Origin of the sequence: Haloferax gibbonsii (genome assembly GCF_001190965.1) — an archaeon.
Classification (GTDB): Archaea; Halobacteriota; Halobacteria; order Halobacteriales; family Haloferacaceae; genus Haloferax; species Haloferax gibbonsii.
Genome location: NZ_CP011949.1, coordinates 224,629 through 238,620, shown reverse-complemented (window position 1 = coordinate 238,620; position 13,992 = coordinate 224,629). Strand labels below are relative to the sequence as shown.

The 13,992-nt window shown below is 68.2% G+C and carries 14 protein-coding genes; 12 read left to right on the top strand and 2 right to left on the bottom strand.

Annotation, left to right across the window (positions count from 1 at the left end; translation table 11 throughout):
- Positions 1 to 44 precede the first annotated feature (44 nt).
- From ABY42_RS18070 to ABY42_RS18025, 10 genes are all read left to right on the top strand, one after another.
- Entirely contained in the window at positions 45 to 632 is a 588-nt protein-coding gene (locus ABY42_RS18070) for a metal-dependent hydrolase (protein ID WP_050460371.1), read from the top strand.
- A 182-nt stretch (positions 633 to 814) separates the two neighbouring features.
- Positions 815 to 1,390 (top strand): N-acetyltransferase, encoded by a 576-nt coding sequence (locus tag ABY42_RS18065; protein ID WP_004978023.1) that lies wholly within the window; start codon positions 815 to 817, stop codon positions 1,388 to 1,390.
- On the top strand, positions 1,387 to 2,490 hold the full coding sequence (locus ABY42_RS18060; protein ID WP_050460370.1) for a DegT/DnrJ/EryC1/StrS family aminotransferase: 1,104 nt from the start codon (positions 1,387 to 1,389) through the stop codon (positions 2,488 to 2,490). Before ABY42_RS18065 ends, ABY42_RS18060 begins: the two co-directional genes overlap by 4 nt.
- Positions 2,487 to 3,527 carry a Gfo/Idh/MocA family protein gene (locus ABY42_RS18055; RefSeq protein WP_231608387.1) on the top strand — a complete coding sequence of 347 codons (1,041 nt, stop codon included), beginning with the start codon at positions 2,487 to 2,489 and terminating at the stop codon, positions 3,525 to 3,527. The genes ABY42_RS18060 and ABY42_RS18055 overlap by 4 nt, the downstream gene beginning before the upstream one ends.
- Entirely contained in the window at positions 3,524 to 4,957 is a 1,434-nt protein-coding gene (locus ABY42_RS18050; RefSeq protein ID WP_050460369.1) for a nucleotide sugar dehydrogenase, read from the top strand. Before ABY42_RS18055 ends, ABY42_RS18050 begins: the two co-directional genes overlap by 4 nt.
- Positions 4,954 to 6,039, top strand: coding sequence for a non-hydrolyzing UDP-N-acetylglucosamine 2-epimerase (wecB, locus tag ABY42_RS18045; protein ID WP_004978045.1), 1,086 nt, complete (start codon positions 4,954 to 4,956; stop codon positions 6,037 to 6,039). The genes ABY42_RS18050 and wecB overlap by 4 nt, the downstream gene beginning before the upstream one ends.
- Entirely contained in the window at positions 6,032 to 7,027 is a 996-nt protein-coding gene (locus ABY42_RS18040; protein ID WP_049905299.1) for a polysaccharide deacetylase family protein, read from the top strand. Before wecB ends, ABY42_RS18040 begins: the two co-directional genes overlap by 8 nt.
- Before the next feature lie 96 nt (positions 7,028 to 7,123).
- Positions 7,124 to 8,446 carry a hypothetical protein gene (locus tag ABY42_RS18035; protein WP_004978049.1) on the top strand — a complete coding sequence of 441 codons (1,323 nt, stop codon included), beginning with the start codon at positions 7,124 to 7,126 and terminating at the stop codon, positions 8,444 to 8,446.
- A gap of 267 nt (positions 8,447 to 8,713) precedes the next feature.
- Entirely contained in the window at positions 8,714 to 9,802 is a 1,089-nt protein-coding gene (locus tag ABY42_RS18030) for a lipid II:glycine glycyltransferase FemX (protein ID WP_004978054.1), read from the top strand.
- Between the two features lie 52 nt (positions 9,803 to 9,854).
- Entirely contained in the window at positions 9,855 to 10,892 is a 1,038-nt protein-coding gene (locus tag ABY42_RS18025) for a lipid II:glycine glycyltransferase FemX (protein ID WP_004978056.1), read from the top strand.
- 57 nt (positions 10,893 to 10,949) lie between these two features.
- Here the strand turns inward: ABY42_RS18025 and ABY42_RS18020 are convergent, their stop codons facing one another.
- Positions 10,950 to 11,246: a winged helix-turn-helix domain-containing protein gene (locus ABY42_RS18020; RefSeq protein WP_049905314.1), complete on the bottom strand. Its 297-nt coding sequence runs from the start codon at positions 11,244 to 11,246 to the stop codon at positions 10,950 to 10,952.
- 469 nt (positions 11,247 to 11,715) lie between these two features.
- Between ABY42_RS18020 and ABY42_RS18015 the strand changes: the two genes are divergently transcribed.
- Positions 11,716 to 12,648 (top strand): DUF6544 family protein, encoded by a 933-nt coding sequence (locus ABY42_RS18015; RefSeq protein ID WP_050460368.1) that lies wholly within the window; start codon positions 11,716 to 11,718, stop codon positions 12,646 to 12,648.
- A gap of 30 nt (positions 12,649 to 12,678) precedes the next feature.
- The gene (gene surE / locus ABY42_RS18010) at positions 12,679 to 13,554 is read left to right on the top strand and encodes a 5'/3'-nucleotidase SurE (protein ID WP_008094112.1); all 876 of its coding nucleotides are present in this window, start codon (positions 12,679 to 12,681) and stop codon (positions 13,552 to 13,554) included.
- Positions 13,555 to 13,584: 30 nt separating this feature from the next.
- Here surE and ABY42_RS18005 read toward each other — a convergent pair whose 3' ends face one another.
- The gene (locus ABY42_RS18005) at positions 13,585 to 13,989 is read right to left on the bottom strand and encodes a CBS domain-containing protein (protein WP_042665409.1); all 405 of its coding nucleotides are present in this window, start codon (positions 13,987 to 13,989) and stop codon (positions 13,585 to 13,587) included.
- Positions 13,990 to 13,992 lie beyond the last annotated feature (3 nt).

The window sequence follows — 13,992 nt, the reverse complement described above, 5'->3', positions numbered from 1 at the left end:
CAATCGACCGAGACCACGGGCCAACCGACCGGGAGCGACCGCTGATGTTCCCGTGGGAGCACGCCGCCGTCGGCTACATCCTCGTCTCGCTGTGGGCTCGGGGGACCGGCCGAAAGCTCGACGGCTGGGCCGCGCTGGCGGTGCTCGTCGGGACGCAGTTCCCCGACCTCGTCGACAAGCCGCTGGCGTGGTCGTTCGGCATCCTGCCGAGCGGTATCTCGGTGGCGCACTCGATTCTCGTCTCGGTGCCGGTCTCGATACTCGTCGTGGCCGTCGCGCGGCGCTACGGGGCGGCCACGGTCGGCGTCGCTTTCGCCCTCGGCTACCTCTCGCACATCCCCGCGGACCTGCTGTACAACGGCTTTTTCTTCGGGAACTACGACGTGATTCGGGCGTTCCTGTGGCCGCTGTCCCACGGGAGCGAGTCGTCGATGGGCGGCTTCTTCGCCCAGACGTGGTTCTACCTGCGCCGCTTCGTCGTCTTCCTCGGCCGACCCGAGGCGTGGGTGCTGGTCGCGTTCGAGCTCGCGTTGCTCGGGAGCGCCGTCTGGCTCTGGCTCGGCGACGGCGCGCCCGGCGTGGAGCTTCTCAAGCGCTCCGTGACCGGAATCCGCCGCGGCGTTACGAAGTGACTGCGACCGGATTTCGGGCGGCAATCACTCCATAACAAAGCCCTCACCGAGACTGAATTTCGCTAAGGCAGGCAGACTCCCCGCCGACATGATATGAAATTCCAGATTTTCCAGTCGATTCGGCCGTTCGCCGAGTCGACACAGACAGTCGATGGAGCGCGACCGACGCGAGGTGGACGACGATGAGCGCCGAGATGGGCGTCGAATCCCACGTCGACGACGGCGTCACCATCGGCTACGGCGACGGCGACGACCCGGTCATCGGCGACCGGGCGCGAATCCGCGCCGGCACCATCGTCTACCACGACGTGAGCATCGGCGACGACTTCGTCACCGGCCACAACGTCCTCGTCCGCGAGCACACGACCATCGGCGACCAGGTGCTTCTCGGGACCGAGACGGTCGTCGACGGCACCACGACCATCGGGTCGCGCGTGAGCATCCAGACGAACGTCTACATCCCCACCAACACCCGCATCGGCGACGACGTGTTCGTCGGCCCGGGCGTGGTGATGACGAACGACCCCTACCCGGTCCGCGCCGACGCGGAACTGGTCGGCCCGACAATCGAGAACCACGCCTCTATCGGCGCGAACGCGACGCTCCTCCCCGGCGTGACCGTCGGCGAGGGCGCGTTCGTCGCCGCCGGCGCGCTCGTCGTGAACGACGTGCCGCCGCGAACCCTCGCCGTGGGCGTCCCCGCCGTCCACCGCGAACTGCCGGAGCAACTGCGGGGAGAAAACAGGATACGACGATGAGTTCAGACCACATTGCCATCGCCGCGCCCCAGCTCGGCGCGGCGGAACGGGACCGAATCGCGGCCGTCCTCGAAAGCGGCATGATAGCCGACGGCCCCGAGGTTCGGGGCTTCGAGCGGGAGTTCGCCGACTACTGCGGCGCCGACCACGGCGTCGCCACCTCGAACGGGACGACGGCGCTCCACGCCGCGCTCCACGCGCTCGGCGTCGGCCCCGGCGACCGCGTCCTGACGACGCCCTTCACGTTCATCGCGACGGCCAACGCCGTCGCGTTCACGGGGGCCGAGGTGGGTTTCGTCGACATCGACCCGCGGACGTACAACATCGACCCCGACGCGCTCGAAGCGCGGCTCAGGGCCGGCGAACAGGTGGACGCGGTCATCGCGGTCCACCTCTACGGTCTCCCGGCGGACATGACGCGCCTCACGGAACTCGCCGAGGAGTACGACTTCCTGCTCGTCGAGGACGCCGCGCAGGCCCACGGCGCGGAAGTCGAGGGACGGCGCGTCGGCTCCTTCGGCGACGCCGCGTGCTTCTCGTTCTACCCGACGAAGAACATGACCACGAGCGAGGGCGGGATGATCACCACCAACCACGCGGACGTCGCCGAGCGCGCCGCCCGGTTCGTGGACCACGGCCGCGTCTCCGGCTACGAACACGCCGAGGTCGGCCACAACTTCCGCATGACGAGTATCGCCGCGGCCATCGGCCGGGTCCAGCTCGAACGGCTCCCCGAGTTCACCCGCGCGCGACAGGCCAACGCCGCCGCGCTCACGGAGTACCTCGAGGACTCGCCGGTCACGACGCCACACACGCCGTCGGACCGAACCCACGTCTTCCACCAGTACACCGTCGCCTGCGACGGCATCGAGCGCGACGCCCTCAAGTCGTACCTCGACGCGAAGGGCATCGCCACGGGCGTCTACTACCCGAAACCCGTCCACAAGCAACCCGCGTACGAGCACCTCTCGGTGTCGGCCCCCGTCGCGGAGGAAGCCGCGGAACGGGTCCTCTCGCTGCCGGTCCACCCCGGACTCAGCGAGGCCGACGTGGAGCGCGTCGGGACTGCGGTCGCAAACTACGCGGAGGTGGCGAGGTGAGCCGAGAAACCACCGGATTGCGAACAGACGGCGGCCGGGAACGCCCGGTCCGCGCGGGCGTCGTCGGCGTCGGGTCGATGGGAACCAACCACGCGCGGGTCTACGCGGAGCTTCGCGGCGTCGAACTGGTCGGCGTCGCCGACGCGGACGCGGACCGCGCCGCCGAGGTCGCCGCCGACTTCGGCACCGACGCGTACGGAATCGAGGAACTCCTCGACCGCGTCGACGTGGTGACGGTCGCGGTGCCGACGCCCTACCACGAGTCGGTCGCCCGGCAGTGCATCGACGCCGGCGTCCACGCGCTCGTCGAGAAACCCTTCGTCGACGACCTCGACGCAGGCGCGGAGTTAGCCGCGCTCGCCGAGGAACGCGGCGTCGTGCTACAGGTCGGCCACATCGAGCGGTTCAACCCGGCCGTCCGCGCCCTCCCCGACCTCCTCGACGGCGTCGAACCCATCGCCATCACCGCGAACCGGCTCGGCCCGCCGCTGAACCGCGAGATGGGCGACGGCGTCGTCATGGACCTCATGATTCACGACATCGACGTGGTGCTCTCGCTCGTCGACGCCGCGGTCGACCGCGTGGCCGCGACCGCCACGCCCGACGAGCAGTACGCGACGGCGCAGGTGACCTTCGAGAACGGCGTCATCGCCTCGCTCACCGCGAGTCGTCTCACCCAGCAGAAGACGCGGACCCTCGACATCACCGCGCGCGACCGGCTCATCCGGGTCGACTACCTGAACCAGTCGGTCCAGATATTCCGCCAGTCGCGGCCGGACTACCTCCGTGACAACGGGGGCGTGCGCTACCGCCACGAGGTGGTCATGGAACAGCCGATGATTAACACCGGCGAGCCGCTGAAACGCGAGCTACAGGCGTTCGTGGACGCCGCGACCGACGGCGGCCCGGTCCTCGTCACCCCGGCCGACGGCCTGCGCGCAATCGAACTCGCCCGGCGCATCGAGGCCGACGCCGAGTCGGCGATTCGGAGCGTCGAGACCGCGGAGACCACGGAAACCCCGGAGGGCCGGCAATGAGCCGCGAACGACCCGGACTGTACGGCTCCGACCGCTCGCCCGAAGAACAGACGCGGGCCCTGCGCGCCGGCGAGGTCCCCGTCGCGGTGTACGGCCTCGGGAAGATGGGCCTCCCGCTGGCGGCCGTCTACGCCCGCGCGACGGGCAACGTCACCGGCGTCGACATCAGCGAGGACGTGGTCCGCGGCGTCAACGACGGCGAGTGCCACGTAGCGAAGGAGCCGGGACTCCCCGAGTTAGTCGCCGAGCAGGCCGAACGCGGCGCGCTTCGGGCGACCACCGACGGCGTCGCCGCGGCCGAGGGAGCCGCGATTCACGTCATCATCGTCCCGACCCCGCTGACCGACGACCGCGAACCCGACCTCGCGGCGTTCGAGGCCGTCCTCGACAGCATCGCGCGGGGCCTCGCGCCCGGCGACCTCGTCGTCGTCGAGTGCACCGTCCCGCCGGGGACGAGCAAGGACCTCGTCGTGCCGTACCTCGCGGAGCGAAGCGGCCTCTCGGCCGGCGAGTTCGGCGTGGCGTTCTGCCCCGAGCGGACCTCGTCGGGCCGGGCGCTCCGCGACATCACCGAGTCGCACCCGAAAATCGTCGGCGGCGTCGACGCCGAGAGCACCCGCGTCGCGGCGCTCGTCTACGGCGAACTGACCTCGAACGAGGTGATTCCCGTGCGCGACGCGACGACCGCGGAGGCCGTGAAGCTGTTCGAGGGCGTCTACCGCGACGTGAACATCGCGCTCGCGAACGAACTCGCGCGGCTCCGCGACGACCTCGGCATCGACGTGACCGAGGCCATCGACGCGGCCAACACCCAGCCGTACTGCGACATCCACGCGCCCGGCCCTGGCGTCGGCGGCCACTGCATCCCGTGGTACCCGTACTTCATCACGAGCCGAGTCGAGGCCGAGACGCCGCTGCTCCTGACCGCCCGCGAGGTCAACGACAGCATGCCGGCGTTCACCGCCGACAAGCTCCGCGACGAGTTGGCCGCGACGGGACGCGACGTCGAAGGCGCGACCGTCGCCGTCCTCGGCGTCACCTACCGCCCCGGCGTCGCCGAGACCCGCGCGACGCCCGCCGCGGGCGTCATCGACCGACTGAACGAACTCGGCGCGACCGTCCTCGCGGTCGACCCGATGCTCTCCGACGAGGTCGTCGCGTCCTTCGGCGCGACCCCCGTCTCGCTCGCCGACCTACCGGCTCGCGCGCTCGACGCGGCCGTGGTCGTCACGCCGCACGAGGAGTTCGACGAAATCGACTGGGCCGCCTTCGACGACCTCGTCGTCGTCGACGGCCGCGGCACCCTCGGCGACATCGGCCACCGCGTGTACGAAATCGGCGGCGGACCGCGAGGCGAGTCGTCCGAGGCCGACGCCGACACCGACCCCGAGATTGCGGCCGACGCGCCGCACGGAGGACCGGGCCGATGAGCCGTCTCAAGGTGCTCTCGGTCGTCGGCGCGCGCCCGCAGTTCATCAAGGCGTTCCCCGTCTCCGACGCGCTCAGACGCGACCACGACGAGGTGCTCGTTCACACCGGCCAGCACTACGACGAGTCGATGTCGGGCGTGTTCTTCGACGAACTCGACATCCCGGAACCCGACTACAACCTCGGCGTCGGCTCGGGCGGCCACGCCGCCCAGACCGCCGAGATGATGACCCGGCTCGACGCCGTCGTCGCCGACGAGGAGCCCGACGTGGTGCTCGTCTACGGCGACACCAACTCCACGCTCGCGGCGGCGCTCGTGGCTTCGAAGCGCGAGCCCGCGCTGGCGCACGTCGAGGCCGGCCTGCGGAGCCACAACTGGGAGATGCCCGAGGAGGTCAACCGCGTGCTCACCGACCACTGTTCGGACCTGCTGTTCGCGCCCTCCGAGTCGGCCGCCGAGACGCTGGCGGCCGAGGGCATCCGCGACGGCGTCTCCGTGACCGGCGACGTGCAGTACGACGCGGTCCTCCGGGTCCGCGAGGCCGCCCGCGAGCGGTCGTCGATACTCGCCGACCTCGACCTCCGAGACGGCGAGTACGTCCTCGCGACGGTCCACCGCGCCGCCAACACCGACGACTACGACCGCCTCGAAGGTATCGTGGAGGGGCTCGCGTCGTCGGAACTCCCGGTCGTGTTCCCCGTCCACCCGCGGACCGAGGGGGCGCTCGAAGCCAGCGGCCTCTGGTCGCGGCTCGCCGACGCCGAGAACGTCGTCCTCGTGGAACCGGTAGGCTACCTCGACTTCGTCCGCCTGCTCGACGGCGCGGAGCGCGTCGCCACCGACTCCGGCGGCGTCCAGAAGGAGGCGTTCTACCTCGACACCCGGTGTCTCACGCTCCGCGACGAGACCGAGTGGACCGAAACCGTCGACGCCGGCTGGAACGCCCTCGTCGGCGCGGACGCGACCGCGATTCGGGCGGCGCTGGCCGACGACGACCCGCTTCCGGAAAAGCCCTCGCTGTACGGCGACGGGAGCGCCGCCGAGCGAATCGTCGCCGCGCTCTCGGAGTACGAGTATGCGTGAGACGAAGGGAGATTCAGATGCGCGAGCTGACCACCGCGTGACCGCCACGGAACCGAGCGAACCGGGGTTCGCCGTCTGTCTGACCCACGACGTGGACCGCCCGTACAAGACGTATCAGGGGCTGTACTACGCGGCGAAGTCGAACCCCGGCTACCACCTCCGGACGCTCCTCCGGCGGGAGAACCCCTACTGGCAGTTCGAGGAGGTCATGGCGCTCGAACGCGACCTCGGCGTCCGCTCGTCGTTCTACTTCCTCAACGAGCCGAGCCTCCTCGAGACGGGGTCGCTTTCGGACTGGCTCGAGCCGAAGAACTGGGTCGAACACCTCGGCCGGTACGACCTCGACTCGGCGTCGGTCGCCGCCGCCGTCCGCGCCCTCGACGACGGCGGCTGGGAGGTCGGCATCCACGGCTCGTTCCGGTCGTGCGACGACTTCGACCGCCTCCGGACCGAAAAGCGCGAACTCGAAGCGGTCCTCGGCCACGAAATCGTCGGCGGCCGCCAGCACCACCTCAAACTCGGGCCGAACACGTGGCGCTACCACCGCGAACTCGGCTTGAAGTACGACGCCAGCCCCGGGTCGAGTTCGGAAAACGGCTTCCAGCACGGCTACCAGCCGTTCCGCCCCTTCGACGACGACTTCGTCGTCTTCCCGCTGACGCTGATGGAGGTGTCGCTTCCCGACCCCGGGTCGGCGTTCGACGAGGCGTGGGCCGAGTGCGAGCGCCTCCTCGACGAGGCCGAGGCGAACGACGCCGTGATGACGGTGCTGTGGCACCCGCGGTACTTCAACGAGGACGAGTTCCCCGGCTACCGCCGGCTCTACCGCCGCATCATCGAACGGGCGCTCGACCGCGGCGCGTGGGTCGGCCCCCTCGGCGACTACTATCGCGAGTTCCTCGCCGAGCGCGATTCCGGCGACGATTCGGAACAGCGGGCGACCGACAGCGCGACCACCGCCGGCGCGAATCACTCGTTCTCCCGGTAGAATACGGCGGCGTCGGCCGGTATCGGCCCCATAACAAAGCCGCCAGCGGGCTACCTCTCGGACAGCCAATACCCCTCAGAGAGGCTATTCTATATCATGAATCCACCATCGAAGACACAGTATCGCCGCGACGGCGACACCGACGCCGACACGGAGCGACTCCAGCGGTACGTCGACGTGCTCGACGACGTGCTCGACTACGCCCGCGAACGCGACTACAAGGGCTGGGACTACGGCGACGGCATGAGCAGCAGGCTCCTGCTGTCGGTCCCCATCGACAACCGCTGGTTCAACCTCGCGGTCCAGGAGTTCATCAAGCGCTCGCCCGTCAACGTCCGCCCGCTGTTCCTCGTCGAACAGCGACGGAACTTCAAGGGCATCACGCTGTTCGCCATGGCGAACCGGACCCGCGCCCAGTTGGCCGAGTGGTTCGACGGCGACCGCCCGGCGGAGACGTACCGCGACGACGCGGAATCGCTGACCGAGTGGCTCGTCGAAAACCAGGCCAAGGGCTACAGCGGTTTCGCCGGCAGCCACCGCCACGTCATCCAGCACATCTCCGGTCGCAACGGCCCGCGGTCGGGGATTCCCCACTCGCCGAACATCGTCTCCACGTCCTACGGCGTCAAGGCGCTCCTCGCGGGACGGGAGTTCGACCCGGACTACCCGGACATCGCTAAGACCGCCGTCGACGTGATGCTCGACGACCTCAACTACCGGCCGAAGGACGACGGTGCGGTCATGGACTACTACCTCTCGCACCCGAAGGACAGCTACACCCTCAACGCGCTTGCCATCGGGGCGCGGCTGTTCGTCGAGCTGTACGACCACTTCGGCGACGAGGAACTGCTCGAACGCGCCGAGAAGGTGTACGACTTCGTCGCGTCGAAGCAGACCGACCGCGGCGGGTGGTACTACCGCGAGCCCGCGAGCGCCTCGCACCTCTCGATGGACAACCACCACAACGGCTTCATCGTCGAGTGCTTCCAGCGCTACGAGCAGCTCGTCGGCAGCGGCCGGTACGACGAGACGCTCGAACGCGGCCTCGACTTCTACGCCCGCGAGCTGTTCGACGAGGACGGCGCGCCCAACTTCGACGAGGAGCACCCCTACCCGCGGGACATCCACGCGACGGCGCAGGGCATCCTCGTGTTCACCTACGCCGGGCAGTACGACCGCGCCGAGCGCGCCATCGACTGGGCGCTCGCGAACATGTACGTCCCGTCGGAAGGTCGGTTCTACTTCCGCAAACACCGCTTTTACACCAAGCGCATGACGCTCATGCGGTGGTGCCAAGCGTGGATGGCCTACGCCATCGCCGAGTACGTCGCCACCAGAATCACCGGCGAACCGACGCACGGCTACGGCATCGACGCCGACGGTATCGAGCGCCTACGAGCGGCGGCAGAGCGCCCCTGACGGGGAGCAGGCCGGCGCGAACGCCGGCTAGTCGCTTCATAACAAATCCCCATCCTCCCGTCACAGTAGTTCGAGAATGTCTTTTCGAATGATACACGCCGACGCGGCCCGACCGAATCGCGGGTCGATTTACGGGGCTGCCGCGTCGGCCGGCGATTCGGCTGATTTCGGTCGGTACGGTCGGGCCGAGCGGACCGGATGCGTCGACCGCAGCCGGCGTTGTCGGTGGCAACGGGCGCAGTACGAACTCCCTTCACCCCTCAGCCCATGACCATCGAGATTACCGAGTTCGACCACCGCGACCGCGACGAGTGGGACACGTACGTCGAGCGGTCGAGTCAAGCGAGCCTCTTTCACCAGTACGAGGCGCTGCGGCTCCAGGCGAAGTACTCGAACTCGAAGCTCCACCTGCTCGTCGGCTTCAAAACCGAGGAGCCGGTCGGCCTGTTCCCCGTCTTCGAGATTCGGAAGGGACTGGTCAAGACGGCGTTCTCGCCGCCGCCGCACATCGGCGTCCCCTATCTCGGGCCCGTGATGCTCGACGCCGGCAACATCAAGAGCCGGAAGTTCGAGCGCCGCCGCAACCAGTTCATCGACGGCTGCACCGAGTGGATAGGTGAACACATCGGCCCGAACTACACGCACGTCCGCGTCGGCGACTACTACACCGACATGCGGACGTTCCTGTGGGGCGGCTGCGACGTGTCGCCGAAGTACACCTACAACGTCGACCTGACCCGGGGCGAAGAGGACCTCCTCATGTCGTTCAGCCGGAGCGCCCGACGGAACATCCGCGACGGTCGAAAGCTCGTCTCGGGTATCGAGGAGGGCGACCGCGACGACATCTGTTCGATTCTCAGGCTGGTCAAAGACCGCTACGAGGAACAGGACCTGTCGTTCGACGTGCCGCCGCAGTTCGTCATGGACCTGTACGACTCGCTCCCGGCGGGGCAGGTCCGGCCCTACGTCTTCCGGTACGACGGGACGTTCGTGAGCGGGATTCTCGTCCTCCAGTACGGGGACACGCTCTACCGCTGGCTCGGCGGCGTCCGGCCCCAGCGGGACTTCGGCATCGACGTGAACGACCTGCTGGACTGGCGCATCATGCGCGACGGCATGGCCGCCGGGATGCGCCGATACGACCTCGTCGGCGCGAACAACCGCCGGCTCAACCGCTACAAGAGCAAGTACAACCCCGAGCTCGTCACGTTCTACCAAATCGAGCACGGCGCGCTCCCGGTCAGAACCATCGCGCACCTGTACAAGAGCCGCCTCGGACCCGGCATCGAGATGCTGTCCCGGGGAAACGGGACGAGCCTCCCGTCGCGACTCGTCTCGGGGTTCCTCCACCGGTGACGACCCGCCCGACGTACCGCCCGACGACCATCCAATCACACGACCACGACACATGTCACAACTCCGTATCGAAACCCTGAGCCTCGACGAGTGGGGCGACGCGCTCCCCTCGTCCGGCACCGAAGTCTTCCACACCCCCGCGGTGCTCGCCGCCATCGACGAGCACTTCGACGGCGAAATGCACCTGTTCGGCGTCTTCAAGGGCCAAGAACCGGTCGCGCTGTTCCCGACGTTCGTCCGCCGAAACCCCCTCGGACGGGTCGTCGTCTCGCCGCCGCCGTCGATGGCGATTCCCTACATCGGCCCGGTGATGATGCCGAACAGCCCGAAACAGAGCGCCTACGAGTCGGTGAACCGCGAGTTCGCCGACCTCGTGGTCGAGGAGCTCGGCATCCGCTCGAACCGGACGTTCGTCCGCCTGCTCTGCTCGCCGGCGTACCTCGACCCCCGCCCGTTCGAATGGACCGGCTTCGCGGTCAAGCCCTCCTTTACCTACCGGCTCGACCTCGGCGGGCGCTCGCTCGACGAGATACAGGCCCAGTTCAGCAGCAGCCTCCGCCGGGAGATTCGGCAGGCGCGCGAACTCGACATCACCATCGCGGACGAGGGGCTCGACGGCGCTCGCGTCGTCTACGACGACGTGGTCTCTCGGTACGACGAACAGGACGAACCGTTCGGAATGCCGTGGGAGTTCGTCGAGTCGCTGGTCGAGAACCTCGGCGACCGGTGTCGCGTGTACGTCGCCCGCGGCCCCGACGGCGAGTACCTCAGCGGGATGATCGTCCCCTTCTCGGACGAGGTGGGCTACTTCTGGCTCGGCGGCGCGCGCGGCGAGTACGACGGCGTCAGCATCAACAGCCTGCTCCACTGGACCATCATCGAGGACATCGTCGAGGACGAGGCGCTCGCGTCGGTCACGAAGTACGACCTCGTCGGCGCGAACACGGAGCGGCTCTGCAACTACAAATCGAAGTTCGGCGGCGAACTCGTCCCGTACTACGTCGTCGAGTCGACCGGCGTCGGGATGAACCTCGCCAAGCGGACCTACCAGCTCCTGAACAAGGGGACGGAGCGAATCGCGACGAAGTAGTTACCGGGTCGCACGACGCGCCGCACCGTCCGTGAGAAAACCGCGAGACGGCCGCGCTCACGTCATCTGCTGTGTCTGGATGACGTCCCAGATGTTCTCGGCGTCGTCGGTGATGCCGTACACACGCCCTTTTCGACGCTGTTCCGGGACGAGCAGTTCCACGAGCGAGCGGTCTCTGAGTTCCTGCAGCGCCCGCGAGACGTGAGCGACCGCGCTCTCGGAGTCGGTGGCGATTTGCGTCGGCGTCGCCGGCCCCTCGGAGAGCCGATCGAGGACCGAGACCCGGTAGCGAGAGCTGATGACGAAGCCCACGTCGTCCCACGGCACGTCGTCGGTCTCACCGACGTGGCTCACGCAACGCCCACCTCGCTTGGGGAGACGGGTCGGTCGGCGTGACAGTCGGGGCGCGCTCTCGAGGACGTACGACGGCGAGTAGAGAAGGCGGACCGGCGGAGGCGACAACCCGAATCGCTCGCGGCCGTCGTGGCGGTCGAAGACCGAGGAGCCGTCGACCACGACGGAGTCGAATCTGCCGAAAACAGACGAATTAACGGGAGATTAACCGCGATGTCGGCGGGTGCCCGGCGTGCCGGCCGCATCGGTTCGGTGCGCATTCGTTCGTTAGTACGAACTTAATTACATAAAGTCATCGTTTGAATTATATTCACGCGTTCGTGAGTATCTCGATTTTGTGGACGAACCGTTGACAGAAGTCCGGTGGGAGGCGCCGTTAGCGACGGTTCGCCCGCGGCCCGAAGGTGGTCAGTGTCAGTCCGTGAGAGTCACGACGAGACTCATATCCGTCTCTCGCGTATCGTCCGGTATGTCACGGACGCGACCCCTCGGACAACTCGGCATCGCGCTTGTCGTCGGTGTTCTTGCCGTCGGCGCTCTCCTCGCCGCGGTTCGGGCGCGAGCCGACGATACGGCCGCGCGACTGCTCGACGTACTCCAGCGAGAACACGCCGAAACGACCACGGACGACAGCGGGAACGGCGAGGCGCTCGACGAGGCCGACCTCAGCGACCTGCCCGCCCCAGTTCGCCGGTATCTCGAACGCGTGCTATCGGACGAGTCCCGCCGGGTTCAGTCGGTCCGGATCCGCCAGACGGGGGCGTTCAGGCTCGGCGACGCGGACTCGCCGTGGAAATCGATGACCGCGACCCAACACTACACGGTCGACCCGCCGGGGTTCGTCTGGGACGCCCGAATCGACCTCGCGCCGTTCCTTCCGATTCGAGTCGTCGACGCCTTCGTCAGCGGTTCGGGGTCGCTGGAGGCGAAACTACTTTCGGTGGTCACCGTCGCGGACGCCCCGCGGTCGCCGGAGTTGGACGAGGGCGAACTCGCCCGCTACCTCTCCGAGATGGTCTGGTTCCCGACCGCGTTCCTCCCCGGCCACGGCGTCAGGTGGGAGCCGAGAAACGACCGCTCGGCTCGGGCGACGCTCGCCCACCGCGGCTCGACCACGACCGTCGTGTTCCACTTCGACGAGAACGACGAAGTAGCGCGCGTCACCGCGGACCGGTGGCGCGACACGGGAGACGGCGAGTACGAACGGTGCCCGTGGACGGGACAGTTCAGCGACTACCGCGAAGTGAACGGGGTTCGCGTGCCCGCGGCGGCCGAGGTTGCGTGGAACCTCCCGTGGGTCGACCTGCCGTACTGGCGGGTGACTATCGACGACGTGGAGTACGACCCGCTGCCGACGGCGACGCGGCGGTCGAATACGCCTCCGGGTCCGAATCCGGAATAGCTACGGCGACCGACAGAAATTCCCGAGTAGATGACCGATTCCTCGTCTCCGCTCCGAATCCTCCTCACCAACGACGACGGCATCGACGCGCCCGGCATCGCCGCCATGCGCGAGGAACTCACCGCCGTCGGCGACGTGACCGTCGTCGCGCCCGCCGAGAATCAAAGCGGCGTCGGCCGCGCCCGCAACGAACACGCGGTCCGCCGCGACCACCCGTGGGGGTACGCCCTCGAAGGGACCCCCGCGGACTGCGTCGCCTACGGGCTCCGCGGCCTCGACGCCGACTTCGATATCGTCGTCTCCGGTATCAACGACGGTCCGAACGCGGGCAACTACGTCGTCGGCCGGTCGGGGACCGTCGGCGCGGGCGTCGAGGCCGCGTTCCTCGGGACGCCCGCCATCGCCGTCTCCAGCTACCACGCGCGGGACTTCTTCTGCCACCCGCCCGAGGAGTACGACTTCTCCCGCCCCGCCCGGGTCGCCCGCGCGCTGACCGAGCGCGTCTTCGGAACCGACGTGTTCGACGAGGTCGACCTCCTGAACGTCAACGCTCCCGCCGACGTGCCGAGTCCACGGATGCGCGTGACCCGCCCCTTCGCGGACTACGACCAGCAGGTCGACCACCACGCCGACGCCGGCGCGCTCCCGGACGGCGACCGCGAAGGCGGCCTCGACGACGACGAGGTCTACGTCCGGCTCCAAGACGTTTCGTGGCCCGACGCCGTCGGCTTCGAGAACCCGTTCCCGCTCGGCGACGAACACCGCGACCGCTATCCGGTCGGGAGCGACCGCCGCGCGATGGTCGACGGCGAGGTGAGCGTCTCGCCCCTGGCGGTCCACCACGGCCACGCGACGGACCCGCGGCTGGCGAGTGTCGTCGAGAGCCTCTCCGAACAGGTGGAGTAACGCGGAGTTACCGGCAGGGAAAAGACCGCGTTACGACCGCGCCAGCTGTCCGGTCTGCGAGAGGTAGGCCGCGAGGTCCGAGGTGGTAATCATCCCGATGACGCCCTCCTCGTCGTCGACGACGGGCATGTGGTGAAAGCCGTGTTCGGTCATCGACTCCGCGACGGTGACGATGGAGTCCTGCGCTCCCGCGGTAATCACGTCGGTGGTCATGTAGCGCTCGACGGTCGTCTGCGCTTTCGGCTGGCTCTTCGCGACGATGTCGACGAAGTCGGTCGTCGTCAGGATGCCTTCGAGTCGGTTGTCCTCGTCGACGACGATGACCGAGCTGATGTTGTTGTCCAGTATCAACTGCGCCGCGTCTTCGACGAGCGTGTCTGGGGTGACCGTGTGGAGGGTCGTGGACATGAGCCTCGCGACGAATACATCTTCCATAGT

What these genes read in the sequence shown, in the direction of transcription:
- ABY42_RS18070 (WP_050460371.1), top strand. Translation starts at nt 45, where the DNA reads ATGTTCCCGTGGGAGCACGCCGCCGTCGGCTACATCCTCGTCTCGCTG.
- ABY42_RS18065 (WP_004978023.1), top strand. Translation starts at nt 815, where the DNA reads ATGAGCGCCGAGATGGGCGTCGAATCCCACGTCGACGACGGCGTCACC.
- ABY42_RS18060 (WP_050460370.1), top strand. Translation starts at nt 1,387, where the DNA reads ATGAGTTCAGACCACATTGCCATCGCCGCGCCCCAGCTCGGCGCGGCG.
- ABY42_RS18050 (WP_050460369.1), top strand. Translation starts at nt 3,524, where the DNA reads ATGAGCCGCGAACGACCCGGACTGTACGGCTCCGACCGCTCGCCCGAA.
- wecB (WP_004978045.1), top strand. Translation starts at nt 4,954, where the DNA reads ATGAGCCGTCTCAAGGTGCTCTCGGTCGTCGGCGCGCGCCCGCAGTTC.
- ABY42_RS18040 (WP_049905299.1), top strand. Translation starts at nt 6,032, where the DNA reads ATGCGTGAGACGAAGGGAGATTCAGATGCGCGAGCTGACCACCGCGTG.
- ABY42_RS18035 (WP_004978049.1), top strand. Translation starts at nt 7,124, where the DNA reads ATGAATCCACCATCGAAGACACAGTATCGCCGCGACGGCGACACCGAC.
- ABY42_RS18030 (WP_004978054.1), top strand. Translation starts at nt 8,714, where the DNA reads ATGACCATCGAGATTACCGAGTTCGACCACCGCGACCGCGACGAGTGG.
- ABY42_RS18025 (WP_004978056.1), top strand. Translation starts at nt 9,855, where the DNA reads ATGTCACAACTCCGTATCGAAACCCTGAGCCTCGACGAGTGGGGCGAC.
- ABY42_RS18015 (WP_050460368.1), top strand. Translation starts at nt 11,716, where the DNA reads ATGTCACGGACGCGACCCCTCGGACAACTCGGCATCGCGCTTGTCGTC.
- surE (WP_008094112.1), top strand. Translation starts at nt 12,679, where the DNA reads ATGACCGATTCCTCGTCTCCGCTCCGAATCCTCCTCACCAACGACGAC.
- ABY42_RS18005 (WP_042665409.1), bottom strand. Translation starts at nt 13,989, where the DNA reads ATGGAAGATGTATTCGTCGCGAGGCTCATGTCCACGACCCTCCACACG.